The sequence below is a fragment of the Hydrogenobacter hydrogenophilus genome (genome assembly GCF_900215655.1).
Taxonomy (GTDB): Bacteria; Aquificota; Aquificia; order Aquificales; family Aquificaceae; genus Hydrogenobacter; species Hydrogenobacter hydrogenophilus.
In genome coordinates this window covers 172,403-195,876 of sequence record NZ_OBEN01000001.1, presented here as the reverse complement: position 1 = coordinate 195,876, position 23,474 = coordinate 172,403, and the positions used below count along the sequence as shown (strand labels likewise).

General features: G+C 40.9%; 26 protein-coding genes and 1 tRNA gene. 17 read left to right on the top strand and 10 right to left on the bottom strand.

Annotated features, from left to right (window positions below):
* Nucleotides 1-945 carry a UDP-glucuronic acid decarboxylase family protein gene (locus CP948_RS01035; RefSeq protein ID WP_096600187.1) on the top strand — a complete coding sequence of 315 codons (945 nt, stop codon included), beginning with the start codon at nt 1-3 and terminating at the stop codon, nt 943-945.
* Here the strand turns inward: CP948_RS01035 and CP948_RS01030 are convergent.
* The 3 genes from CP948_RS01030 to CP948_RS01020 are packed head-to-tail and all read right to left on the bottom strand — an operon-like array spanning nt 920 to nt 3,438.
* Entirely contained in the window at nt 920-1,789 is an 870-nt protein-coding gene (locus tag CP948_RS01030) for an AEC family transporter (RefSeq protein WP_096600185.1), read from the bottom strand. The genes CP948_RS01035 and CP948_RS01030 overlap by 26 nt on opposite strands.
* The gene (locus CP948_RS01025; protein ID WP_096600183.1) at nt 1,782-2,720 is read right to left on the bottom strand and encodes a DNA double-strand break repair nuclease NurA; all 939 of its coding nucleotides are present in this window, start codon (nt 2,718-2,720) and stop codon (nt 1,782-1,784) included. Before CP948_RS01025 ends, CP948_RS01030 begins: the two co-directional genes overlap by 8 nt.
* 1 nt (nt 2,721) lies before the next feature.
* Nucleotides 2,722-3,438, bottom strand: coding sequence for a hypothetical protein (locus CP948_RS01020; RefSeq protein WP_096600181.1), 717 nt, complete (start codon nt 3,436-3,438; stop codon nt 2,722-2,724).
* A 58-nt stretch (nt 3,439-3,496) separates the two neighbouring features.
* Here CP948_RS01020 and CP948_RS01015 point away from each other — a divergent pair, with 58 nt between their 5' ends.
* The 3 genes from CP948_RS01015 to hisF are packed head-to-tail and all read left to right on the top strand — an operon-like array spanning nt 3,497 to nt 5,961.
* Entirely contained in the window at nt 3,497-3,916 is a 420-nt protein-coding gene (locus CP948_RS01015; RefSeq protein WP_245810040.1) for a lytic transglycosylase domain-containing protein, read from the top strand.
* A gap of 3 nt (nt 3,917-3,919) precedes the next feature.
* Nucleotides 3,920-5,200, top strand: a complete 1,281-nt coding sequence (gene mutL, locus CP948_RS01010; protein ID WP_096600177.1) for a DNA mismatch repair endonuclease MutL — start codon at nt 3,920-3,922, stop codon at nt 5,198-5,200.
* A complete protein-coding gene (gene hisF / locus CP948_RS01005) occupies nt 5,200-5,961 on the top strand; it encodes an imidazole glycerol phosphate synthase subunit HisF (protein WP_096600175.1) in 762 nt (253 codons plus the stop codon). The genes mutL and hisF overlap by 1 nt, the downstream gene beginning before the upstream one ends.
* A 4-nt stretch (nt 5,962-5,965) precedes the next feature.
* Here the strand turns inward: hisF and CP948_RS01000 are convergent, their stop codons facing one another.
* Entirely contained in the window at nt 5,966-6,577 is a 612-nt protein-coding gene (locus CP948_RS01000; protein WP_096600173.1) for a hypothetical protein, read from the bottom strand.
* Between the two features lie 24 nt (nt 6,578-6,601).
* Here CP948_RS01000 and nth point away from each other — a divergent pair, with 24 nt between their 5' ends.
* Genes nth through CP948_RS00975 form a run of 5 tightly spaced genes read left to right on the top strand, consistent with a single transcriptional unit; the run spans nt 6,602 to nt 13,069 of the window.
* Nucleotides 6,602-7,237 (top strand): endonuclease III, encoded by a 636-nt coding sequence (gene nth / locus CP948_RS00995; protein WP_096600171.1) that lies wholly within the window; start codon nt 6,602-6,604, stop codon nt 7,235-7,237.
* Nucleotides 7,234-7,983, top strand: coding sequence for a 16S rRNA (adenine(1518)-N(6)/adenine(1519)-N(6))-dimethyltransferase RsmA (gene rsmA / locus CP948_RS00990; protein ID WP_096600169.1), 750 nt, complete (start codon nt 7,234-7,236; stop codon nt 7,981-7,983). Before nth ends, rsmA begins: the two co-directional genes overlap by 4 nt.
* Nucleotides 7,980-8,816, top strand: a complete 837-nt coding sequence (gene speE / locus CP948_RS00985) for a polyamine aminopropyltransferase (RefSeq protein WP_096600166.1) — start codon at nt 7,980-7,982, stop codon at nt 8,814-8,816. Before rsmA ends, speE begins: the two co-directional genes overlap by 4 nt.
* 3 nt (nt 8,817-8,819) lie before the next feature.
* Nucleotides 8,820-10,292: a methionine--tRNA ligase gene (metG, locus tag CP948_RS00980; RefSeq protein ID WP_096600164.1), complete on the top strand. Its 1,473-nt coding sequence runs from the start codon at nt 8,820-8,822 to the stop codon at nt 10,290-10,292.
* Complete coding sequence (locus CP948_RS00975; RefSeq protein WP_096600162.1) at nt 10,292-13,069, top strand: [protein-PII] uridylyltransferase family protein; 2,778 nt, start codon at nt 10,292-10,294, stop codon at nt 13,067-13,069. The genes metG and CP948_RS00975 overlap by 1 nt, the downstream gene beginning before the upstream one ends.
* On the opposite strand, the gene radA is transcribed toward CP948_RS00975, so the two are convergent.
* On the bottom strand, nt 13,058-14,398 hold the full coding sequence (gene radA / locus CP948_RS00970) for a DNA repair protein RadA (RefSeq protein WP_096600160.1): 1,341 nt from the start codon (nt 14,396-14,398) through the stop codon (nt 13,058-13,060). The genes CP948_RS00975 and radA overlap by 12 nt on opposite strands.
* Before the next feature lie 21 nt (nt 14,399-14,419).
* On the opposite strand from radA, the gene CP948_RS00965 reads away from it, so the two are divergent.
* Entirely contained in the window at nt 14,420-15,685 is a 1,266-nt protein-coding gene (locus CP948_RS00965) for an NfeD family protein (RefSeq protein ID WP_096600158.1), read from the top strand.
* On the opposite strand, the gene CP948_RS00960 is transcribed toward CP948_RS00965, so the two are convergent.
* The 3 genes from CP948_RS00960 to thiE are packed head-to-tail and all read right to left on the bottom strand — an operon-like array spanning nt 15,670 to nt 18,045.
* Nucleotides 15,670-16,575 carry a lysylphosphatidylglycerol synthase domain-containing protein gene (locus CP948_RS00960; RefSeq protein WP_096600156.1) on the bottom strand — a complete coding sequence of 302 codons (906 nt, stop codon included), beginning with the start codon at nt 16,573-16,575 and terminating at the stop codon, nt 15,670-15,672. The genes CP948_RS00965 and CP948_RS00960 overlap by 16 nt on opposite strands.
* Complete coding sequence (locus tag CP948_RS00955) at nt 16,529-17,398, bottom strand: 5'-3' exonuclease (RefSeq protein WP_096600154.1); 870 nt, start codon at nt 17,396-17,398, stop codon at nt 16,529-16,531. The genes CP948_RS00960 and CP948_RS00955 overlap by 47 nt, the downstream gene beginning before the upstream one ends.
* Nucleotides 17,395-18,045, bottom strand: coding sequence for a thiamine phosphate synthase (thiE, locus tag CP948_RS00950; RefSeq protein ID WP_096600152.1), 651 nt, complete (start codon nt 18,043-18,045; stop codon nt 17,395-17,397). The genes CP948_RS00955 and thiE overlap by 4 nt, the downstream gene beginning before the upstream one ends.
* A 17-nt stretch (nt 18,046-18,062) precedes the next feature.
* Between thiE and CP948_RS00945 the strand changes: the two genes are divergently transcribed.
* Nucleotides 18,063-18,146 (top strand) — tRNA-Leu (locus CP948_RS00945).
* A 17-nt stretch (nt 18,147-18,163) separates the two neighbouring features.
* Here CP948_RS00945 and CP948_RS00940 read toward each other — a convergent pair.
* Nucleotides 18,164-18,460, bottom strand: a complete 297-nt coding sequence (locus CP948_RS00940) for an NADH-quinone oxidoreductase subunit B family protein (RefSeq protein WP_425479795.1) — start codon at nt 18,458-18,460, stop codon at nt 18,164-18,166.
* On the opposite strand from CP948_RS00940, the gene CP948_RS08955 reads away from it, so the two are divergent.
* The 6 genes from CP948_RS08955 to CP948_RS00920 all read left to right on the top strand — a co-directional run bounded on the left by CP948_RS08955 (nt 18,454) and on the right by CP948_RS00920 (nt 22,689).
* Nucleotides 18,454-19,080 (top strand): proton-conducting transporter transmembrane domain-containing protein, encoded by a 627-nt coding sequence (locus CP948_RS08955; protein WP_245810038.1) that lies wholly within the window; start codon nt 18,454-18,456, stop codon nt 19,078-19,080. The two genes, CP948_RS00940 and CP948_RS08955, sit on opposite strands and share 7 nt — an antisense overlap.
* Nucleotides 19,081-19,103: 23 nt before the next feature.
* Nucleotides 19,104-19,676, top strand: coding sequence for a hypothetical protein (locus CP948_RS08950; protein ID WP_245810037.1), 573 nt, complete (start codon nt 19,104-19,106; stop codon nt 19,674-19,676).
* Nucleotides 19,673-20,620, top strand: coding sequence for a respiratory chain complex I subunit 1 family protein (locus tag CP948_RS00930; protein WP_245810036.1), 948 nt, complete (start codon nt 19,673-19,675; stop codon nt 20,618-20,620). Before CP948_RS08950 ends, CP948_RS00930 begins: the two co-directional genes overlap by 4 nt.
* A gap of 1 nt (nt 20,621) precedes the next feature.
* A complete protein-coding gene (locus tag CP948_RS08945) occupies nt 20,622-20,870 on the top strand; it encodes a hypothetical protein (protein WP_245810035.1) in 249 nt (82 codons plus the stop codon).
* A gap of 16 nt (nt 20,871-20,886) precedes the next feature.
* Nucleotides 20,887-21,267, top strand: coding sequence for a hypothetical protein (locus CP948_RS08940; protein WP_245810034.1), 381 nt, complete (start codon nt 20,887-20,889; stop codon nt 21,265-21,267).
* A 324-nt stretch (nt 21,268-21,591) separates the two neighbouring features.
* Nucleotides 21,592-22,689 carry a proton-conducting transporter transmembrane domain-containing protein gene (locus tag CP948_RS00920; protein WP_245810033.1) on the top strand — a complete coding sequence of 366 codons (1,098 nt, stop codon included), beginning with the start codon at nt 21,592-21,594 and terminating at the stop codon, nt 22,687-22,689.
* Here the strand turns inward: CP948_RS00920 and CP948_RS00915 are convergent.
* Complete coding sequence (locus CP948_RS00915) at nt 22,675-23,472, bottom strand: hypothetical protein (protein WP_096600148.1); 798 nt, start codon at nt 23,470-23,472, stop codon at nt 22,675-22,677. The two genes, CP948_RS00920 and CP948_RS00915, sit on opposite strands and share 15 nt — an antisense overlap.
* Between the last annotated feature and the right edge of the window lie 2 nt (nt 23,473-23,474).

The window sequence follows — 23,474 nt, the reverse complement described above, 5'->3', positions numbered from 1 at the left end:
GTGCGTGTGCTTATAACGGGAGCAGCTGGGTTTATAGGCTCTCATCTGTGCGATAGGTTTATCCAAGAAGGTTTTGAAGTTATAGGTATGGACAACTTTATTACGGGTTCACCGGACAACATAGCGCATCTTTTTGGCCACCCTAAGTTTAAATTTTTACACTACAATGTGGTAAACTACATATACCTTGAAGGTTCTGTAGATATAGTTCTCCACTTTGCCTGTCCTGCCTCACCTGCAGACTACATGTCCAACCCTATCCACACCATGAAGGTGGATTCTTTGGGAACTCTAAACACTCTCGGTTTTGCAAAGTTAAAAAAGGCAAGGTATGTGTTCGCTTCCACTTCTGAGGTTTACGGTGATCCCACAGTTCACCCACAACCAGAAACTTATTGGGGAAATGTAAACCCAATAGGACCGCGTAGCGTTTATGATGAAGCCAAGAGGTTTTCAGAAGCCATGTGCATGGCTTACCACAGGGAACACGGTATAGATGTTAGAATACTCAGAATATTCAATACCTACGGTCCTCGTATGAGAATAAACGATGGTAGAGTCATACCCAACTTTATAACGCAAGCGCTCAAAGGAGAGCCCCTCACTGTATACGGGAATGGTAAGCAAACCAGAAGTTTTTGCTACATAGACGATTTGGTGGAGGGTATCTTTATTGCATCTGTGAAGGACGGTTTGTCTGGTGAGGTTATAAACCTTGGAAATCCCCAAGAGTTCAGGATCATAGACATAGCTAAGCTCATAATAGAGCTAACAAACAGTAATTCCCAGATAGTGTTTTATCCACCATTGCCAGATGATCCAAAAAGGCGGTGTCCAGACATAGGTAAAGCCAAAAGACTCCTCTCTTGGGAGCCAAAAAAGCCTCTCAGAGAGGGGCTCTTAGAAACTATAAACTGGTTTAGGGAGAAACTAAAAAGCGCATAAAGATGGGAACGGTAATAAAGCTAAGAAGCACTCCAAGTCCTATACTTGCGAAAGCAAGCTCGTAATTTAGCCCGTACTTCAAGGATAGAATGCCAGCCATCATCATGCTTGGCATTCCAGATTCCAAAAGGGACACTTTAAAAACCATACCTTGAGCTTTTAAGAGATGCCCCATCTGATAAGTTATCAATACTGACAAGAACATCTTTATCAAAAGTGCCAAAAAGCTAATGGGCAGATACTTCTTTATACCTGAATAGCTCAAGGACAGACCAAGTGCAAAGAGAACCACGGGTGATAAAGAGTCAGCGACGGTATCTAAAACTTTCATCACTTCCGGATGAAGGTTGTAATCTTTTAGCAGAAAGCCAAGAACCAAACCCAAAAAAGGCGGAAAACTCAGAAGCTCTTTTATGTTAACCCTTCCTATGGACACAAAAAAGCCCAGTGTGGAAACCAACAGAAAAGAGCCTAAGCTGTCGTATATAACTGCATACTTTAAGCCCTCCTGTCCAAAAAAGGACAGTGTGTAAGGATACCCTAAAAAGGCAGTATTACCAAAGGAGGAAACCAAAAGAAAAACTCTCAGGTCTTTGTCTTTTAGTCCAATAGCCTTTCCTACAAGGAAGGATACAAGCATGCAAAGTATTATTCCGCTCCAAGCAAGAGCTACTACTACCAACACGCTTCTGTTTATTCCAAGACTGTGCGCAGACCTAAAGCTGACCGCAGGAAGCGTTATGTATATGATGTAATTGATAAGCACTTTTGCGTCCTCTTCTTTAAAAACGCGGGCTTTTTTCAGGAAGTAAGCCAAGATAACTAAAAGTATCACTTCAAGCATATATGAGCTTTTCTATCTGCCTTCTTACCAAGGAGTAAGAACCTAAGTGTTTTCTTAGAAAGTTCTCAAGGCTTTTTATAGGAAGGAGGTTTTGGGGAGCTCTTCTGTCTTGGAAAACACTGCTTACAAGTATTGGGAGTATTCCTGCTGTTATGTCTGCTATGTGTTTGGCTGTTTCCAGTCCTACCCTTTCAAAGACTTCGAGTCTTGCGAGAGAACCTATACCTTCACCATCTGTAAGTTTCACATACCAAGTGTACTTCTCTGCTCTTTCTTTCTCTTCCTGTCCACGCTGATAGTGCACTTTTATTATAGGTGTTCTCTGCCCGCGCTTCAGATGGGTAAGTAAGTATGCATCCTCCTTCCTCATAAAGAGCTTCTTTATAGTTTTGATGTATCCTACGCAGTGCGTACCTCTGAGTTTACCGCTGAGAGTCCCATCGCATATCAAAAGGCTATGTCCTTTACCCTTAGCCACCTTTTTTGCCACGCTCGCCTCAAGTTCTTCTTTCATTATCCTGTTTATTTCCTTAGAGAGGTCATCTTCTACAAAGCGCACCTCAAAACCCAAACCCAAAGGAGGTATGTCCTTTAGCACACCTCTAATTACCATGTAGCGCTTTACCACAGGGTTATACATAGATTCCTTTATCTGATTGAGCCTGCCCAACTTTACTATCACAGCACCAGCTCCAAGAGAAACAAAAGCACCCTCGTAGCTTACTCCGCTTTCGTCCATAAGGTACAAAGCGTATTCTGTCCTTCTAACACCATCTACGAAAGCTATGGTGATGTCTTCCTTAGGCATAATACCTTGGTAGGGTATAGGTTCCTCTGCCATACTCACAAACTGTTCTGACTCTTCGTATTCTAAAAGGTCTACATCAGGAATTTCCCAAGGCTTTAGGGCTATCTTATACTTCCCCAACATGCTACAAACCAAAGATCACTGGTTTACCACCCGGGGTCTTTAGTGGTGTTTTGTGTCTTAAAAGATTAAGAGAGAAGGCTAAGTTATCGTATAGGTCTATGGAGTAGTTGTCCCAGAAAACGCAAGTGCCTGCAAGACAGAAGTATCCACCACTTGTAGGTGCTATCTGTTCTGCTATAAGTAATGTGTAGTTTTCTTGGCTGGACTTTGCTGTATCTTCTGCGCGGGCTACCACTTTTATGTCAGGCATTAGAGGTTTGATGGAAGCGGTGCAAGGAAGGACTATCTTTTGAACCACTACCTCGTTTTTTTCGTTCTTTGTATACCTTCTTAGCTTGGATGTGACCACAAAGTACTTATCCCCTTGGTGATTGTTTACCTCGTCAATAACCTCGTCAGAGTTTAGCTCCATGCCAAAGCGCCTCGCAAGGGTATTACATGTATCTGCTATGTGGTCTTCGTTTTTGTAGTATCCTAAGAGGATAACCTTCTTGCCTTCTTCCCAGACAAGTTTTTCTATATCTTGGGCTTCTCCTTCCGTGAAGGGTATCTCTGGATAGTTAAACACAATAGTGTCATATTCCTTGAGCTTTTCCCAACGATCAACCTCTTCTATGAGAATACCCACCCTTTGGGCTTCTCTACTCAGCTTAGAAAAGTAGTAATAGTCTGTGATGGTAAACTCCTGATGTGTTATGCTCCAAGCTACTCTCGTCATAACTCTAAATTATAACGGTAATGTATCTTGGTGTGTAAGATTTATAATTATTACTATAATGGTTTTGTTTGTATTGCTTATGCTTGTAAGTTTAGCCCATGCCTTTTACGAGTGTTTCTTTTTTGCAGGCACACGGTATTCAGTAGATCCCTATCTCCTCGCTTCCATAGCAAAGGTAGAAAGTGCTTTTAACCCAAAAGCCATAAACAAAAATCAGAATGGAAGTTTCGATTATGGCATCATGCAGATAAACTCCTACTGGATACTACACTACAAGATACCCTTAGAGTGGATACAAGAACCCTGTTACAACATACACTTTGGAGCTATGATTTTGAGAAATTGTATGGACATGTATAAAAACAATCTACAACTTGCTATAGATTGCTACAACAGAGGTACAAAGGCGGACGGCAACAGTACTTATGTGCTTAAAGTATATAACAGCTATAAGAAGATAATGAAGTTAGTTAGATAGGACATGTTCGTACAAAGTCTGCCCTTAGAAGTCATACAGAAGATATCAGCAGGGGAGGTTATAGAAAGCCCAGTAGACTGTGTAAAGGAACTGGTGGAGAACTCCCTCGATGCAAAAAGCTCAAGGGTAGATGTAGAAATCATTAAAGGTGGAAAGAGGTACATAAGTGTTAGGGACAATGGCACAGGTATACACAGAGATGACATGGAAAAGGTTATACAAAGGTGGTCTACAAGTAAGATAAAGGATGTAAGCGATCTTCTGAGTATAACTTCCTTTGGCTTTAGAGGAGAAGCCCTGTATGCTATAGCAATGGTAAGCAGATTAGTTATTAAATCTCGGTTTTTTCAGGACCAGCTAGGTATAAAAATGCGGGTAGAAGATGGTAAAGTTTTGGAAAAACAGGAAATAGGTATGCAAATAGGTACCTGTGTAGAAGTTTACGACCTTTTTTACAACCTTCCCGTTCGGCTAAGGTTCTTGAAAAAGGAGGACACAGAAAGAAATAGAATAATCAAACTTATGAAGGAGTATGCTTTGTCCAAGTGGGATGTACACTTTACTCTGACCTCTAACGGAAGAAAAGTCTTTGACCTTTATCCCTGTCAGGATGTAAAGGAGAGAATACAGCTACTCTTTGGACAAAAGTTTGAGGAGAGAAAAAACTCAAAGAATGGTGTATCCGTAAGTCTTTACACTTCGTTGGAAAATACAAGAGGGGAAGTATACCTCTTTGTTAACTCAAGACCTGTGCAGAACAGAAATCTTTTAGAATACATAAGAAAGACAGTGGGATATAAAAAGGTCTGTGTGTGCTACATAGACCTACCCCCTTACATGGTGGATGTAAACGTACATCCCAAAAAAAGAGAGGTAAAAATATACAAGGAGAATCTCGTAAAAGAACTGATAAGGGAGCTTTTCAAAAAAACACCTCCTTACTTCAACTTCATGTTGGCTCAAGAGAAGGCATCTTACACGCCTAGCGTTGAGATCATAGGCATCATAGATAAAACGCTCATCCTTGTAAAGATAGGAGATTACCTTTACTTCTTTGATCAGCATCTTCTTTCTGAACGACTGCTCTACGAAGCAAGTGGTGATCTTAGCGCTTCGTGCAAAGGTGCACTGAAAGCAGGAGATGACCTTTCAAAGGATTCCGCTTTGGAGCTTGTACGCGCATGGTTGAGCTTTGAAAACAAAGAGGTATGCCCTCACGGCAGACCCATATATTACAAGCTATATATAGGAGATATATATAAAAACCTTGACAGGAGAAGATGATGCTTGCAAAAAGGATCATACCGTGTCTCGATGTAGACAAGGGCAGAGTAGTAAAAGGTATAAAGTTCAAAAACTTGGTAGATGCAGGAGATCCTGTTGAAACTGCTTTAGCTTATGAGGAGCAAGGGGCGGACGAACTTGTATTCCTTGACATAACCGCATCTTACGAAGACAGAAACATTATGCTGGATGTGGTAAAAGCTGTTGCGGAGAACGTCTTCATGCCCTTTACTGTGGGAGGTGGTATAAGGAATTTAGAAGATATAAGGAAATTGCTTCTGGCTGGGGCGGACAAAGTTTCCATAAACACATCTGCGGTAAAAAACCCTGATCTTATAAAAGAATCTGCCAAACTGTTTGGCTCTCAGTGTATAGTGGTAGCCATAGACGCTAAAAGAAAAGAAAAGGGATGGGAAGTTTACATAAACGGCGGTAGAACTCCTACGGGACTTGATGTGATAGAGTGGGCTAAAAAGGTATCGGAGCTTGGAGCAGGTGAAATACTTCTCACCTCCATGGATAAAGATGGTACGAAAAGTGGTTATGATATAGAGCTAACCAAAATGGTATCGGAAAGTGTCCACATACCTGTTATAGCTTCGGGAGGTGCAGGTAGTGTGGAACACTTTTACCAGGTTTTTACAGAAGGAAAGGCAGATGCGGCCCTTGCCGCCTCTCTGTTCCACTTTAAAGAAGTAAGTATTCCCCAGTTAAAAGAATATCTTTTTAGTAGAGGTGTTCCTGTAAGGTTAAGTGGTTAAAGCCTTACTTTTTTTGCTTACGCTTTTTGTTAGATTCTTCAGTAACCTTTATTTCCAGATCCCTGAACTCTACAAAAATGGGATAAACTTTGCCTTGCTCAACAGAAAAGGTAAGCATTCTTTTGCCATCTACTAACTGGGTGAGTTTCTCATCTGTGTAAATTCCGCTTAAGAAACCCAACCTCAACAAGGAAGGTTGAAGGATTATACTTGATTTTTGGTCATAGGTAAGCACTCGGTAAAGGTCTTCGTTGAACTGAGTTTGTACCTCTTGTGCTGGTTTCTCTCCAAAGTATGCCATGTATATGTGCATAGGTTTTAGCTCTCTCAGTCTTTCTTCAAGACCTTCTCCTCCTTTTATATAATAAGCTTCAAGTCCAAGAGTCTTTAGAGATGCGACCAATGAAGCGGCAAATACAGCACACAGATCAGAGGTCTGCATGTACACAACTGCTATCCTGTTATACTCTTTCTGCTTTAGTAGCCTCGCTATCTGCACAGCTACATTTATACGAGGATTTACCCTTTCTGGGGACACAAAAGGATTACTTTCTTCAGCAAATACGGGTACAAAAATTAAGAACACCCCCATAAGTACTAAAAGCCTTTTTCTCATAACAAAGCATTATATAATTATTCCATGCAAGAAGATAAAAGCAAGCTCGTTATAGAAATTATACGCAGATTAGAAAGAGTTTATCCAAATAAACTGGAGCTCCACTTCAATAACCCCTTTGAGCTTCTCATAGCGGTGATCCTTTCCGCTCAAACAACAGATGCAAAAGTCAATGAAATCACCTCCACCCTTTTCAAGAAGTACTCAACACCTGAAGACTTTTTAAAAGTGCCCATTGAGGAGTTAGAAAGGGACATAAGTTCCATAAATTACTACAGAAAAAAGGCAAAGTTCATAAAAGGTGCATGCCAGATACTTGTTGAAAAGTACTCGGGAGAAGTGCCCAAGAGCATTGAGGAACTTACAGAGCTTCCGGGTATTGGTAGAAAGAGCGCAAACATGATACTTTACAACGCCTTTGGTATCAACGAAGGTATAGCGGTAGATACTCATGTAGCAAGGGTAAGCAAAAGGCTTGGACTGACAGACCAAGAAAAACCCGAAAAGATAGAGGAAGATCTTATGAGGATCACACCAAAAGAAGAGTGGGGAAAGCTTTCTAACCTACTTATACTTCACGGAAGGTATATATGCACAGCAAAAAATCCCAAACATAAAGAATGTGTGCTTTATGACCTTTGTCCGTCAAGGGACCTGTGAGACTTAAAAAAAGCTACGGACAGCACCTCCTTGTATCTTCTGGAGTTATAGAAGCGTTGGTCAAGCAGGCGGAGATAAAACCAGATAATGTGGTAGTTGAGATAGGTCCCGGAACGGGAAACCTCACAAGGGAACTTCTCAAGACCCATCTCAAAAAGCTCTATCTATTAGAGATAGACCCCCAAATGATAGAAGAGTTGAAAAAGATAAAAGACAGTAGGGTAGTTATTCTTCAAGAAGATGCCACCAAGTTTGATTTTTGCTCTTTGGGTGAGGAACTAAAGCTTGTGGGAAACCTGCCCTACAACGTGGGAAGCCTCATAGTGGAAAACACGGTTTTTCATAAAGAGTGCGTTCCTTTTGCCCTCTATATGCTCCAAAAGGAGGTGGCAGAGAAACTGCTAAAGGGTCCCTCTTGGCTCTCTACCTTCCTAAGAACCTTTTACCATGTTGAGTATGTTATGAGCGTGCCCGCAAGGTTCTTTATTCCTCCTCCCAAAGTCCAATCGGGTGTGATCAAACTCATAAGAAAGGAAGACGCTCCAGCCATAGAGGACTTGAAAGATTACAAGAGCTTTCTTGTTAAGCTCTACTCCATGAGAAGAAAAGCGTTAAAGAAAAAGCTAAGAGAAGAACTACTAAAAACTGCCGGGATAGACCCCCTCACAAGGATAGAACAGCTTTCCATCTCACAGATTTTACTGTTGTATAATCTATCCAAAACTCAAGAGGTGGAAGAGAGATGATGGACGTGTTCTTCATTGAGAGAGACCCCTATGCACCAATAAGACACTGCTATCCTGTTTCCAAAATACTCTACGAAGGCAAAAGCGAGTATCAAGAGATAATGGTTATTGAATCTCCTCACTTTGGAAAGGTTCTGGTTCTTGATGGTGTAGCCCAGTGCGATGAGAGGTTTGAGTTTATCTACCACGAGTTTATCTCTCATGTTCCCCTCTTTGCCCACCCAAATCCGGAAGATGTGCTCATAATAGGTGGTGGAGACGGTGGAGCCCTAAGGGAAGTGCTAAAACACAAAGAGGTAAAAAGAGCGGTTCTTGTGGATATAGACAAACAGGTTATAGAAGTGTCCAAAAAGTTCTTCCCCACCATGGCGGTAGCCTTTGAAGACCCAAGGGTGATAGTGCTTAACGAAGATGGTTATAAGTATGTGCAGGATTATGAGCAGGAGTTTGATGTGATAATAGTGGACTCTACAGACCCTGTGGGTTTTGCCCATGTGCTTACAACGGAAGAGTTCTTTAAGTATGTCTATAGAGCTCTAAAAGATGACGGTATATATGTGGGACAGACAGAATCTATACACTACCATGCGGACATAGTAAGAAGGGTCCAAAAGTCTCTCAGGAAGGTGTTCCCCATAGTGGATCTTTACACGGCGGTGATACCCGGATATGCAGGCTATTGGTGGACTTTCTCCATAGCTTCAAAAAAGCATCCTGTGAGAGAACCCTCAAGAGATGTAAACATACAGACCAAGCTCTACAGCGCTGATATGCACAGACACGCCTTTCTTCCAGAGAGCTTTTATCAGAAAATACTATCTGGTGAGTACTAAAACATGAAGTTCTACATTACCACACCCATATACTATGTGAACGACGTGCCTCACATAGGGCACGCTTACACCACCATCGCAGCAGATACACTGGCAAGGTATCACAGACTAAGAGGCTACGATGTTTTCTTTCTGACAGGTACAGATGAGCACGGACTCAAAATTCAAAAGTCAGCGCAAGAAAAGGGTATATCACCAAAAGAGCTTGCAGATCAAAACGCAGAAAATTTCAAAAAGCTATGGGAGTTCATGAACATAAGCTACGATAAGTTTATCAGGACTACAGATCAGGAGCATATAAGATTTGTTCAGGAGGTTTTTGTAAAGAGCTACGAGAAAGGAGACATATACAAGGGAGAGTACGAAGGCTGGTACTGTGTGGGATGCGAAGAGTTCAAATCAGAGAGCGAGCTTTTAGAAGGTAATATTTGTCCCATACACATGCGACCTTGTGAGTACATAAAAGAACCTTCCTACTTTTTTAGGCTATCAAAGTACGAGCAAGACCTTTTGGCACTTTACGAATGGAAAGAGGACTTTATAATGCCCCATTACAGGAAGAATGAGGTGGTGAGCTTTGTAAAACAGGGACTAAAAGACTTATCTGTGACTAGACCTTCCTCAAGGGTAAAGTGGGGTATAGAAGTTCCCTTTGACAAAGAACAGACCATATACGTTTGGTTTGATGCTCTTTTTAATTACATATCCGCAATTCAGGACAAGCTTTACTACTGGCCCGCAGACCTACACCTTGTAGGTAAGGATATCCTAAGGTTTCATGCGGTTTATTGGCCCGCCTTTCTCATGTCAGTAGGTTATGCACTTCCTGAGCGCATCTTTGCTCACGGCTGGTGGAAGGTGGAAGGCAAAAAGATGTCCAAATCCTTGGGAAATGTGATAGACCCTTATGAGATGATCAGAAATTACGGTCTTGATGAGGTGAGATACTTCCTCCTTAGAGACGTACCCTTTGGACAGGACGGAGACATAACCCAGGAAGGGCTAAGAAACAGGCTCACGGGAGAACTATCCAACGAGATAGGCAACCTTTTGAGCAGGGTAAGCTCTATGGTAATAAGATACACTAAAGGACCCTTATCTGGAAGAAAGGATATTGCTTATCAGACCTTTTGCAAAGAGATCATAAAGCACTACGAACAGGATATGAAAAAAGTGGACTTTTACAATGCCCTTGAAAGTGTCCTTAAGCTCTCTGGCTTTCTCAACAAGTATGTGGACGAAAAAGCACCTTGGAAAGTGGCAAAACAAGACGAGGAACAGCTCAAAGACATTCTCTATACACTCACAGACGGTATATTCGTATTGGCTTATCTGCTTTATCCTTTTGTTCCTCAAAAGATGACAGAAGTTTTCAAGGCTTTTGCCTTGGAAAAACTACCAGAGCACATAAAACCTTATCTCTTTGCCTCTTATAGCCTAAAAGAAAAGCTTGTACTCTTCCCAAGAAAGCTGTGATGTTTCCTACAGAGTGGTGGGGATCCGCAGAGGAAAGGCTCATAAACCCAGCCAAAGCCAAGGAAAGCTTAGAAGAGCTTTTGAAAAGACATCCCAACCCCCAAAGCCTCATAAATTATCTAAACCAGCGGAGGTTTATTCTACTTCTTGAACTTCTTGACCATTCAGAATGTATGAGGAAGTTTCTTATCAATCACCCAGAGGACTTTCAAAACACCATACCAGGCCTTTGGTACAAATCCAAGAAAAAGGAAGATTACCTGAGAGAGTTAGAGGAACTTCTCGGAGACCAGATATCAGATGAGGAGTTTTCCAAAAGGCTTGCCTATTACAGACACAGGGAGCTTATGAGAATACTTTCTAAGGAAATCCTTGGAACCTCAAAGCTTGAAGACCTTCTCACTGAGTACTCTTACCTTCCAGACGCCATGCTTGAAATGGCTTACCGCAGAGCTTTAAAAGAGTTTGAAGACTTCTATGGCACACCCCTTGAAGAAGATGGAAAAGTAGCAAGAGCCTGCATAATAGCGCTTGGAAAGTTAGGTAGTCTTGAACTCAACTACTATTCAGATATAGATATCATGTTTATTCATTCCTCTGACAAAGGTCATGCGGGAAGGTTAAGTCTGAATGAGTTTTTCTCAAAAGTGTTTCAAAAGGTGGTAGGCTTGATAAACACTATAACACCTGAAGGCAAACCCTATGAGGTAGACCTAGACCTTAGACCCTTTGGAAAGTCAGGACCCATTAGTATGCCCCTCAGAAGCGCAGAGCTTTACTACGAATCTTACGGCAGGCTTTGGGAGAGGTTTGCTATGTTAAGGTCCAGGTTTTGCGCAGGAGATGAGGAGCTCTATGAAGCTTTTGAAAGGGAAGTGAAAGAACCTTTTGTGTTTAAAAAGTCCGTGGATTATAGAGTAATAGAGGAAATTCAGCTCATAAAGGCGCAGATAAGCGCTCAGGCAAAGAAACAAATAGAAGGTGTGATAAATATAAAACTCTGTGAGGGAGGCATAAGGGAGCTTGAGTTTGCGGTTCAGTCTTTGGTGCTTCTTTTGGGCGGAAAGTACCCCTTTTTGAGGGAGAGCAACACCTTTAAAGCCATATGGAAACTCAACCAAAAGGGTATATTTTCAAACGAAGAAGCCAAATTTTTAGAATCTGCTTACGAATTTTTAAGAAAATTAGAACACCGTTTGCAAACCTACAGATGTTTGCAGACACAAAAATTAACCAAGGGAGACATACCCATAGTAGCCAAGATGATGGGTTATACACCAGAGGAGTTTGAAAGTAAGCTCAAATACTATACGCAAGGTGTGAGTAGGATCTTTTTGAATATTATGCCCTCAAAAGAAGAAAGTTCCCTTACCCCAATACAGCAAGCTATACTGTCAGAGGATGCAGTGCTTGGAAAAGAGCTACTATCCCAATTGGGGTTCAAAAACCCCAGCAGAGCTTTTCACATACTGATCAGTTATGTGCAAAGTACCTATCTCTCAAGCCAAGAAAGAAAGAGGTTTATTGATATGCTCCCTCAGATAGTATCCTGCGTATCTGAATCTTACGAACCTGACGAGACGCTCAATAACTTTGACAAATTCTTTTCCAACCCAACAGGAAGGAAGGTGATACTTAGTCCCTCAAAAGAGGATATCATAAAGCCTCTGTGCAGGGTTTTTTCCTTGTCCTCCTACCTTTCTACCACGCTCAGCAGAAACCCTGACCTGGTGGAAGACTTTTTGACCCTATACCAAGACTTTCCAGAAAGGCGGGATTTGGAAGAAGAGTTTGAAAAGTACCTTACAACCCTAAAGCTTAGTTTGGAAAATACTTTCAGAAGGTTTAAAAAGGTTTGGGAAACAAGGATCGTTCTTGTTTATCTCATGAAAGAAGGCGAAAGATACCAAAAACTCAAAGACTTTTTTAAAAGCCTCACTCAACTTGCTGATTTTTTGATGGAAAAACTTTGGAACAGCTTAAGTCTTGATGATAATATGGTGCTTGTAGCTTTGGGAAAGTACGGGAGCTCAGAGCTGTGCATTGGATCAGACCTTGATCTTGTGTTTGTAGGAAGAGACTATAAAACAGAGAGGATAAAACTTGTGCAGGACTTTATAAGGTTTTTAACCACTCACACCAAAGAAGGATATCTCTATGATGTAGATTTTAGGCTAAGACCCATGGGAACAAAGGGAGAGTTAGTGCCATCTTTTGATTTTTACAAGGAATACTTTTCAAAGCATGCGAGAACTTGGGAAAGGCTCGCATGGACGCGCTGTAGGTATGTAGTTGGGGATAAAGAGCTTTACGAAGATTTTGAGGAGGTACTTAAGAGCTTTCTGTTTGACAAACCCGTTGACAGACAGCAAAAGGAAGAGATAAAAAACATGAGATTTGCCTTAGAAGGTCAAGCCAAAAGAGGGACAGGAGTTATAGACCTTAAGTTCGCTCCAGGTGGGATAATGGACGGAGAGTTTTTGGTGCAGTATTTTTCAATAATTGAAAGGTTAAGGGAACCTTCCATGATATCCGCTTACGAAAAGCTTATACCTAAGCATCCCATACTCAAAAAGGCATACGAACACTATATGTTTTTCAGGCTTGTGGAGACTAAGCTAAGGCTGTCAAAGGAAAGGGGTACATCTGTGCTCACACCTCAGGACATTCCAAGGGTGGCGATTTCTTTGAACATGGAAAAGGACGAACTTTTAGAGGAATTAAGAAATAGACTGAGAGAGATGAGAGACATATTTTTGGAAGTGTTAGCTACTTAGTATAAGCTCCACCGCATCCTTTATGTGAGAAACACCTATGGCTTCTATACCTTCCATCTTTATGCTCACTGACTTGGGTAGAATGGCGCGCTTGAAACCAAACCTACTGGCTTCTTTTAGTCTTACATCTGCAAAGTGAACCGCTCTTACCTCTCCAGCAAGTCCTATCTCACCAAAAGCCACCAAGTCCCCTATGGGCTTATCCTTCAAAGATGATGCAATAGCAAGGGCAACCGCAAGGTCTGATGCTGGCTCTTTTATCTGCATGCCTCCCACCACATTTACAAAAACATCTCTGTCTCTTGTGAAGATTTTGCATTCCTTTTCAAGCACCGCAAGTATGATGGAAAGTCTGTTAAGGTCATATCCTTGAGCTCTTCTCTGAGGCGTAGTGTAAAGAGCCTGTATGGTAAGAGCTTGCACCTCAACAAGCACGGGTTTGCTCCCTTCTGTGTAAGGAAACACTACGCTTCCGGGCGAAGAGCTTACCCTTTCCTGAAGGAAAAAGGCGGAAGGCTCAGGCACCTCCTCTAATCCACTGTCCAACATTCTAAAGACTGCCACTTCTCCTGAGGACCCAAACCTATTTTTGACAACTTTTACTATCCTGTAGAAGTTAAAACGCTCTCCTTCAAAGTAGAGGACTGTATCCACCAAGTGCTCAAGCACCTTAGGACCCGCTATCATACCTTCCTTGGTGATCTGACCCACTAAAAACACGGGAATGTTTTTTGACTTGCAAAGTTCCGATATTCTAAAGGCGCATTCTCTAACCTGAGACACAGAACCCGGTGATGAAGAGATGCTCTCCGAGTAAAGAGTTTGCACGGAATCCACCACCAAAAGAGTAGGATTTACGCTTTCTATCACATCCATAAGAACCTCAAGTCTCGTCTCAGGAAGCACCAACAAATTTTTACCGCTTACTCCTATCCTTTCCCCCCTTAGAGCTATCTGAGAGCCTGACTCCTCTCCAGAGACATAAAGCACCTGCCCGTACACATTGGCATACCTGTCAGATACCTGAAGGAGCAAAGTGGACTTTCCTATGCCTGGTTCTCCTGCCAGCAGTACCACCTGACCAGGCACTAAGCCTCCACCTATGGCTGCATCTAACTTTTCAAAACCAGTGCTCGTTCTAACAAGGTTTTCTTGATACCATTCTACTAAAGGTTTATAAGAAGACTTATTTTTGTAGCCCTTCAGCTGCGGAAAATCCTTCTCCTCAACGAGAGTGTTCCAACTACCACACGAGGGACACTTACCCAGCCATCTAAAAGAGACATATCCACACTCCTGACACACAAACTGAGTTCTATCTTTTTTCATCAAGTTTAAAATTTATTCTCTATGGTACTTATTATAACCCTATTTCTTTGGGTGAGTGTTGGATTTTCAAAGGTTTTTGTAGCACAGTGGGATTCCGCTATTACACCTCTTACCGTAGATTACATAAAAAGGAGTCTCCACACTGCGGAAAAGGAAGGTGGTAGCCTTTTCGTATTAGAACTCAATACCCCAGGCGGTCTTGAATCTTCTATGAGGGAGATAGTTCAGGAGTTTCAAAGAACACCTCTGCCAGTAGTAGTCTTTGTATATCCTCAAGGAGGCAGAGCAGCATCCGCAGGAGCTATAATCACTATATCAGCAGACATAGCGGTCATGTCTCCGGGCACAAATATAGGTGCTGCTCATCCCGTGCAGATGGGTGGTCAGCAGGACGAAGTTATGAAAGAAAAAGTGCTTCAGGATACCTTAGCTTTTGTAAGAAGCATAGCTATAGAAAAAGGTAGGAACGCACAAGTAATAGAAAGAATGGTTAAAGAGAGCATATCTTTGACACCTCAAGAAGCCTTAAAAGCAGGAGTCATAGACCTCATAGCTCAAGACACAAAGGATCTCCTTAACAAGATAGACGGAAGAATGGTAAAAAAGCACGGTAAGGAGATAACCATCGGTACCAAAAATGTTCCTGTTGAATACATTTCAAAAAGTCTGAGGGAAGAATTTTTAACCTTGGCAACAGATCCAACAGTAGCTTACATGCTTTTACTTATAGGCTTCTACGGTATATTTTTTGAGCTTTACAATCCCGGGAGCGTAGTACCCGGTGCTGTTGGTGTTATCTGTTTACTTTTGGGCCTTTACGGCTTGGGTGTGGTGGGTATAAACTGGCTTGGACTTTTACTTATACTCTCAGGAATACTCATGCTCGCTCTTGAGGTTATAACTCCTTCCTTTGGAGGACTTGCTTTAGCAGGTACAATAGCCTTAGCTATAGGTTCATTAATACTGGTAAGTCCCGAATCACCTTACGGAAACATACCCAAGTCTGTAATAGCGACCATGGTAATAACAAGCGCTGTCTTCTTTATAGTGATAGGACGCTTAGGACTAAAAGCCCAAAAGAAAAAAAAGATGTTAGGCACAGAAGAGCTCATAGGAGAGGAGGGAGAAGCCATGACAGACTTCATTGATGGTAAAGGCAAGGTATTTGTGCACGGAGAGATATGGAACGCTGTGAGTGATGAGGAGATAAAAAAAGGTGATCCTGTTGAGATCAAGGAAGTCAAGGGCTTAACCCTAAAAGTTAAGAAAGTTCAGCGGGATCTGTGAAGCCAAAACATTGCAATAATTCCATATATACCAGAAGATAAAAGCAAAAAGTTATGCACAAGAAAACCTTTCACTATCCAGCTCCTAATGTCAAGTTCGTAGAATTTTGCGGGAACAGAAAAGCTAAGTTCGTAAGTGCCATAACCCATAAAACTGTGCAGAGGCAGTACGGTGCTTAACTCACCAAAGGAAAAGGACAAAAAACCCAGCAAGTAGGAAGACATACCCATGATTTCCAACACCGCCAAGAACTTTAAAACTACAGACAGAAGGGAACAACCAAAAAGATAAAGGGATAAGGGAAGGCTCATACTGTCTCTTATGTAAATCTTTAAGTCTCTGAGTTTACCCCAAGAAGGCAATATGATGTATGCTTTATAAGAAAAAATGGAAGTAAAAAGCACACCAAAAGAAATAAGAAAAACAAAAAGTGAGACTTTTACTAAAGAGTAAACCAAAAGACCTGCAAAGATCAATGCAGACAGGTCAAACATCCTTCCCAAAAAGAAAGACCACGCAGAAACCTTAAGGGAAATTCCTAATTTTTTTGCGTAGTAAAACCAGCTTAGCTCACCAGTCCTTGCGGGAAGTACATTGTTAAAAAAAATGTTAGCACTGTTTATAAAGAATATATCTAAAAACCTTAATTCCTTTATAAGGGGCTTCCACCTTATGCTTCTAACCGTTTGACTCAGTGTGTAAAAGAAAAAAGCAGACATAAAATCCTCTAAGGATACATATTTGACAGATTCCAGAACTTTCTCCAGAGGAATGTACTTGTAAAAAAACAGAAAGAAAATTAAAGTGAGCAGAGCAGGAATTAAAAAATTTCTTATACGCACTTTAAAAAAGACCTTTCTGAGAAATACTCCTAAAGATAACATCTGCATCTTTGAGTAAACTCTTCATTTCAAGTTCTGTGAGCTTCTCTTTTAGTTTTTCCACATCAGGCTCTTTCATACACATATCACTCTCCTTTAGGTCCAGCTCTGGAACCAGTTGAAGTTTTACCAAAGAATAGGAAAGTTCAAGTTTTTCCTTATCTGCTTGTGGAAAAACTGTCTTGAATTCTTCAAAGTTTCTCAGGATGTTTTCCACATTGCCATACTTTTCAAGTACTTTAACTGCGGTTTTTTTGCCTATACCTTTTATACCTTCTATGTTGTCCACCTTATCACCAACAAGAGCTAAATAATCCGGTATTAGCTCAGGAGGAACACCAAACTTTTCCATAACACTTTTTTTGGTAAACACTTCACCGTTCATAGGGTTTATTACGCTTACCTTGTCAGAAACGAGCTGAAGTATGTCCTTATCTGGAGAATAAACCTTTACTAAAAACCCCATATCCACCGCCTTTTTAACTAAATAGCCTATAATGTCATCTGCTTCATAGCCTTCCACCTCTAAGATGGGGATTCCCATCAGTTTAAGGAGCTCTTTTATAATGGGTATCTGCACTTTTAAGGGATCAGGCATGGGAGGTCTTTTACTTTTGTATGCACTGTAAATCTTAGCCCTTGTGGTAGGAGAAGGGTGATCAAAGACTACAACAAAGCACTTGGGTTTTTCTGTTTTGAGTAAGGAAAAAACCGTCCTCATAAAGCCATAGATAGCACCTGTTGGAAAACCGCTTTTTGTTGAGAGAGGAGGAAGGGCAAAAAAACTTCTGTATATAAAGGCAGAACCATCAAGTATGTAAAGCACCTTCATGGCATGAAGAATCTCTCCCTGTGAACGCTCCTACAGGCTTCCACCAGAGATTGTGTAGCCTTTTTAACATCCTCAAAACCTAATATGGCAGAGACTACCGCTATGCCTTTAGCTCCCGCTTCCAGCACTTTTTTTACCCTATAGTGAGTTATACCTCCTATGGCTACTATGGGTTTTGAGGTGAGCTTTACCGCTTGGCGCAAACCTTCAATACCTACAAGTTTGTAATTTTCCTTTGTGGTGGTCTCGTAAACAGAACCAAAGCCTATGTAATCTATGGGAAGGTGGTCCACTTCCTTTAGCTCTTCCACACTGTTTACCGAGTATCCTATATACATGCTATCACCTACTATCTTTCTAACCACATCTGGTGGTAGGTCTTGCTTTCCCACATGCACGCCATCAGCACCTACCGCCATAGCCAGATCAACCCTGTCATTTACCACAAGGTCCGCTCCGTACCTTTTAGTTAGTTCTCTCAGTACAAGGAGCTCTTCGTACATCTGCCTTGCGCTCTTGTTCTTGAACCTGTATTGAATGGCAGTGGCACCACCCTGCAGAGCCTGTTCTATAGTGCTAACAAGGTCTCTGTCTTTAAAGTATTTGTCATCTGTGACCAAATACACAAAAAGGTTCATCTTACGCATGTTATAATTATACTAAAGCCGGAGTGGCGGAACTGGCAGACGCAGGGGATTCAAAATCCCCCGCCCGAAAGGGCGTGCGGGTTCGACTCCCGCCTCCGGCACATCTTTCTGAAAATAATCAAATCTTTGGAAAAGCAGTTTTTACAGCCTGCATTAATTTTATAAGCCCTTCTAATATCTGCGCAGGTTCTGGTGGACAGCCGGGAACATGTAAGTGAACTGGCAAATGCTTTGAAACAGGACCTTCTACCGCATAAGAGTCCCTGAAGTAGGGGCATTCACCGGCACAGTCTCCCACTGTTAACACAAACTTTGGATTTGGTGCGTTATCGTAGGCTTTTAACATAGGCACAAGCATGTTTCTTGTAACGCATCCTGTTATCAGTAAGACATCTGCATGTTTTGGATATGTCAGGCGTTATGCTCAATGTGGCAATTTATGGGATATTCAGATTCCTTTTTGAATTTTCTTCACAGCCTCACATCTTAATAAGCCTTCTGCTTGTGTCATTAGGGGGCCTTTCCCTTTTTTACGGTGCCCTTCATGCCCTGCTTGATAGAGATGTTAAAAGATTTCTTGCCTATTCAAGTATAGAGAATATGGGATCGATAGTAATTGGTATGGGGGTAGCATACTTTGCTATGCTGGAGGGACTTCCTCATGTTTATTCTCTGGCTATTTCTTTTGTGCTTTTGCATCTTTTAAACCACTCTCTTTTAAAAAGCTCTCTTTTTATGGGTGCCGGGCTTTTGGTAAAGATGACCCACGAGTACAGCATGAACAGGTTAGGTGGACTGTATAAAGCAAGCCCCATATTATTTTTCTTTATGCTTATATCTTCTCTATACATGTCTGCCTTTCCGCCTTCCAATATGTTTTTAAGTGAGTTAATGCTCTACAAGGCGCTCTTTCTCTCGCTTTATCTAAAAGGTCATATAATGAGCTATGTTTTTGTCTTTATTCTTGCCCTTTTTGCACTTTCCGGTGTTTTTATAGGTGCAACTTTTGTTAAGTTCCTTGGACTTGTTTTTTAGGTAAGTCCAGAGGTGCAAATATATTGGACAAACCCAACCACTTTGAACTTTTTGCTATAGGAATACCTATTGTATGCTCCATACTCATTGGCACTTACCCTTACATCCTTTCTGGATTATTCCCTTCCAGCTACCCCCTTGACCTTAACGGTCTGTCCTATATGCCCACATTCCTCTCATTACTCTTGCTGTTTATTTTACTCATAGTCTTTTACTTATTCAGACCTAAAAAGGTTAGGGTGTACGAAACATGGATGTGTGGTCTTGATGAAGAAAACTCCTCTGCACAAGCAACGGTGCTTTCTCAAACCTACAGCATAAGAAGGTTGTTTTCCATGTTCTATTCATCACTTTCGGAAGTGAGTTTTGAAGAGGATGTTAAAAAATACTTCAGAAAGAGCCTGTTTTACAAAGAAGAAGTGATGGATGTTTTTGAAAAGTGGATTTACAAACCTTTGGCAATTAGTGTTTTGAAAGTGTCAAGCTATGTTAGGAGTCTTATTCAAACAGGAAACATAAATCTATACATAGGCTACATATTTTTGACTTTGCTGTTTTGCTTCCTGTTTTACATGCTTGTAATAGGAGAAAAATGATGGAGTTGGCTTTATCTGTTTTGGAAGGTGTAGCGGTGCTTTTGCTTGCCCCATTCTTCGCTGGTTTTATACATAAACTAAAACAAAGGATAAGAGGACAAAAGGGTATAAGTATTTTCCAGTATTACAGAAACTTTCACAAACTGTTTAAGAAGGAGACAGTACTTTCAAAGGATGCTACCATCATATCTCATATTGCCCCCTTTATGTATCTTGTACCGAACCTTCTTTTGGTTTTTACGCTTCCCTTATTTTACGCTAAACCTCTTATAACCTCTTCAAATCCGATGCTACTTGCCTATCTGTTATCCCTTTCCATATTTTTCATGACTCTTTATGCTCTTGATCAGGGTTGCTCTTTTGGTGGATTGGGTTCAAGCAGAGAATGGTTCATCAGTAGCCTTTCAGAACCAGCTTTTCTTTTACTGCTTTTCTCTGTATGCCTTTACTTTAAGGAGTGGAACATAAGTGTAGCTTTTTTAAGGCTTGGCGAGGAAGTAAAGTCGCTAACTGTTGGGCATGGACACTTCTCTATAAGCATACTTTTTCTTCTTATTATAAGTCTTTTTGTACTCACACTTGCAGAAAACGCTCGCATACCTTTTGACAATCCAGAAACCCATTTAGAGCTTACCATGATACACGAGGCAAACATATTAGAAGCAAGCGGTACTCATCTTCTCCTTTTTGAATATGCTTCCCAATTAAAGCTTACTATATTCATGAGTTTTATTGTCCTATTGACTATGCCTTATATGGCACAGACGGCTCTTTACTTTATTCCAGCGTTCCTCTTTTATCTTTTGAAAATGCTCATTCTAAGCTCCTTGATTGCTTTTGTAGAATCAGCGAATGCAAAAATGAGGCTTTTCAGGTTACCCAATCTGCTATCGGTAGCATTTGTTCTATCACTTGTATCCCTCGTGCTATCCATGGAGGTATAGAATGGAACAGTTGGCGGGCTTTTTGGCACTTATGGTGCTGGTGACTGCTGTTTTGAATGTGGCTTCTCCTTTCCTCAAGTTTGCGGTAAGCCTAAACATGCTTCAATCTTGGATGCTTTCCTTTTATATACTTATAGTTGCTATAAATTCAAACATTTTACATCTCTATCTTTCTTTTTTAGCAACGCTTATTTTCAAAGGATTTATTATTCCTGTGTTGTTATTTGTAGTTTTAAAAAAAAATAGGTAAAGAGAGGGAGATAGATATGGTTGTAAGTATACCTTCTGCAGTTGTGCTGTCTGGATTTTTCGTGTTGGCATCTTCTGCCCTTTCCACAAAATTTACAGAGCTTCACTTCATCTTTGGAAGGTTTGTTTTTGTGTCGTCTCTTTCAACATTGTTGATAGGGGGCTTGCTTCTGGTTATAAGAAAAATGCTTTTTTCTCAGATACTTGGTCTCCTTATAATGGAAAATGCCATATTTCTTGCAGCAAACAGTGTTGCCACTGGCATGCCACTTATAGTAGAGCTTGGTGTGCTCTTTGACATATTCATAAGCATACTCATATCTTCTGTGCTTCTACTTCGCATAAAAAGAAAGTTTGAAGACATAAAAGTTGAGGCATTGGAGGTGTTAAAGGAATGATTTATTTACCCTTTTTATTGTCATGTTTGGGTATGCTGCTTTCCCTTCTTCTTGATGTCTATAAGATGTCCTACATCCAAGTTCTTATATCCGCATGTATATTTGTTGCAGGAGGTTACATTTTTTACATTGGTAATTACTCACCACATTTATATGGGTTGCTCTTTACTGACCCTCTGAACTCTTTTGCTACTAACTGTTTCCTGCCTTGAACTTTTTGTTTCTCTTTATTCTTTTGGATACATTAGAACCGAGATAAGTCATGGTGTACCAAAGAGACGTTTTAGATATTACTATTTCTGGAAAAATGCCTTTATTCTCAGCATGTTTGTATCCATACTTTCAAACAACATTGGTATTTACTGGGTGGGTCTTGAAGCTACCACTTTAGCCACCGCCTTACTTATAGCCTTTTACAGGAGCAAGGAATCCTATGAAGCTTCCTGGAAGTATGTAATTATGTGTTCTACGGGTATAACTATTGGTCTTTTTGCAATCGTTATCATGTATTACGCAACAGTTGGAGTATACGGAGAAAGCTTGCGTTCCCTTTCCTTTGTTGACATTCTTATGGTTGCGGAAAAGCTTGATAAAAAATTGCTGTTCCTGTCCTTCTTATTGGCACTGGTAGGTTTTGGTACAAAGGCTGGTTTAGCACCCATGCACAACTGGCTACCTGACGCTCACTCGCAAGCACCTAGCCCAATAAGCGCTTTGCTATCCGGTGTTCTTCTAAACACAGCCCTTTTGGGTGTAGTTAGGTTCTATCAGATAAATAGAAAGGCAGGTATAGATTATGCAAGCGATTTTCTCCTCTTCTTTGGCTTGCTTACATTACTGCTTTCAAGTCTTATTATGCTTAAACAGAGTGAGTATAAAAGACTTTTTGCCTATTCCTCAATGGAAAATATAGGCTTTATCTCTTTAGGCTTGAGTGTGGGTGGTTTTGCTGCTTTTGGTGCTTTGCTTCATATACTGTTTCATGCTCTCAGTAAGGGTGTTCTTTTTATGGCTGCTGGAAATGTGCTTTCCCTTTTGCATAAAAGGAAAATGGACGAGGTAAAGGGCTTATACAAAAGTATGAAAGGGACAGCTTTTATTCTTACTTTTGGTTTGGCAAGCATATCTGGTTTTCCCCCCTTTTCTACTTTTTTAAGTAAAATGTATACGGTTGTGGGCATAGTGCAGAAGAGTCCATCATTGGGCGTGTTGGTGCTTCTCTCTCTTTCTTTGGCATTTGCAGGAATTTTTTATCAAGTTCTTCCTATGCTTTTTGGTGAAGGTGATAAGAAAGAAGAGAAAGTACACCCCTTTATGTTGCTTTTGCCAGCGTTTATTCTAATGGTACTTGTGATCTTAACTTTTCTACTTCCTAAGGGAATTGTTCAAAAAGTTTGGAATGCAGTTTTAGAAGTAAGCTGAACTACGGATGCTGAAACATCTGTTTTTTACTATGCGCATCACCGTTCTCTGAAAATAGTCAAACCTACTTGCCCACTCATCAGGAACAGTCCTACCTAAAAAGCTGTAAAAAACCGCCTTGGCATAAAGATCTGGATACACTACGGAATTGCCTGCAATAAAGAGCTTATCATCAAGTTTAGCCCATGCTACGCTGCCGCGCCACATTAAATTTTTTATCACAGAGCTTTCTACATTATGAGAGAGTGTGAAGTAATAGTGCCAATCAGGGTCTTTCAACTTCCACAGCAGTAATGAAAAAGCCCTAAGTCCGCATACATCTTCTATGTTATCCACAAGATACTTGAGGTTCACATAAGGTAGAGCTTTTATAAGTCCGTCCGTATCTTGCAGATAAGCTATCACATAAGCTACATCTTTTAACTTTCGCAGATTTTCTCTTACGGGTTGGTAGTCATTAGTTCTTTCTGCGTAAAGGTAAGTAAGGAAAAGAAAAGTAGCAGAGTAAGAATCTGCAGAATCGTACGTGTACAAAGGGACCTCTGAGTTTTCTGTTATGTAGTAATCATAAATAGTCCCTGTCAAACCGTATTTATCTGGATAGTTAAGATGATCCAAATACCATCTTATGTAGCTTTTGACTTTTTCTGGGTCAGATGGAAGTAGGTTGATAGCGGTAAGGTTTAAAAAGTAAGGCACTACATACGAATTGTTGATGATGTCAAGGACAGAATGTGAAAAGGAAAGTTTTATAAAAAGCAAAGCTATCAAGAGGAGTTTCATAA

Bases quoted from the DNA above. Each gene is read 5' to 3' on its own strand.
- CP948_RS01030 (WP_096600185.1), bottom strand. From the start codon at position 1,789: ATGCTTGAAGTGATACTTTTAGTTATCTTGGCTTACTTCCTGAAAAAA.
- CP948_RS01025 (WP_096600183.1), bottom strand. From the start codon at position 2,720: ATGTTGGGGAAGTATAAGATAGCCCTAAAGCCTTGGGAAATTCCTGAT.
- CP948_RS01020 (WP_096600181.1), bottom strand. From the start codon at position 3,438: ATGACGAGAGTAGCTTGGAGCATAACACATCAGGAGTTTACCATCACA.
- CP948_RS01015 (WP_245810040.1), top strand. From the start codon at position 3,497: ATGGTTTTGTTTGTATTGCTTATGCTTGTAAGTTTAGCCCATGCCTTT.
- mutL (WP_096600177.1), top strand. From the start codon at position 3,920: ATGTTCGTACAAAGTCTGCCCTTAGAAGTCATACAGAAGATATCAGCA.
- hisF (WP_096600175.1), top strand. From the start codon at position 5,200: ATGCTTGCAAAAAGGATCATACCGTGTCTCGATGTAGACAAGGGCAGA.
- CP948_RS01000 (WP_096600173.1), bottom strand. From the start codon at position 6,577: ATGAGAAAAAGGCTTTTAGTACTTATGGGGGTGTTCTTAATTTTTGTA.
- nth (WP_096600171.1), top strand. From the start codon at position 6,602: ATGCAAGAAGATAAAAGCAAGCTCGTTATAGAAATTATACGCAGATTA.
- speE (WP_096600166.1), top strand. From the start codon at position 7,980: ATGATGGACGTGTTCTTCATTGAGAGAGACCCCTATGCACCAATAAGA.
- metG (WP_096600164.1), top strand. From the start codon at position 8,820: ATGAAGTTCTACATTACCACACCCATATACTATGTGAACGACGTGCCT.
- CP948_RS00975 (WP_096600162.1), top strand. From the start codon at position 10,292: ATGTTTCCTACAGAGTGGTGGGGATCCGCAGAGGAAAGGCTCATAAAC.
- radA (WP_096600160.1), bottom strand. From the start codon at position 14,398: ATGAAAAAAGATAGAACTCAGTTTGTGTGTCAGGAGTGTGGATATGTC.
- CP948_RS00965 (WP_096600158.1), top strand. From the start codon at position 14,420: ATGGTACTTATTATAACCCTATTTCTTTGGGTGAGTGTTGGATTTTCA.
- CP948_RS00960 (WP_096600156.1), bottom strand. From the start codon at position 16,575: ATGCAGATGTTATCTTTAGGAGTATTTCTCAGAAAGGTCTTTTTTAAA.
- CP948_RS00955 (WP_096600154.1), bottom strand. From the start codon at position 17,398: ATGAAGGTGCTTTACATACTTGATGGTTCTGCCTTTATATACAGAAGT.
- thiE (WP_096600152.1), bottom strand. From the start codon at position 18,045: ATGCGTAAGATGAACCTTTTTGTGTATTTGGTCACAGATGACAAATAC.
- CP948_RS08955 (WP_245810038.1), top strand. From the start codon at position 18,454: ATGTCAGGCGTTATGCTCAATGTGGCAATTTATGGGATATTCAGATTC.
- CP948_RS00930 (WP_245810036.1), top strand. From the start codon at position 19,673: ATGATGGAGTTGGCTTTATCTGTTTTGGAAGGTGTAGCGGTGCTTTTG.
- CP948_RS08945 (WP_245810035.1), top strand. From the start codon at position 20,622: ATGGAACAGTTGGCGGGCTTTTTGGCACTTATGGTGCTGGTGACTGCT.
- CP948_RS08940 (WP_245810034.1), top strand. From the start codon at position 20,887: ATGGTTGTAAGTATACCTTCTGCAGTTGTGCTGTCTGGATTTTTCGTG.
- CP948_RS00920 (WP_245810033.1), top strand. From the start codon at position 21,592: ATGTTTGTATCCATACTTTCAAACAACATTGGTATTTACTGGGTGGGT.
- CP948_RS00915 (WP_096600148.1), bottom strand. From the start codon at position 23,472: ATGAAACTCCTCTTGATAGCTTTGCTTTTTATAAAACTTTCCTTTTCA.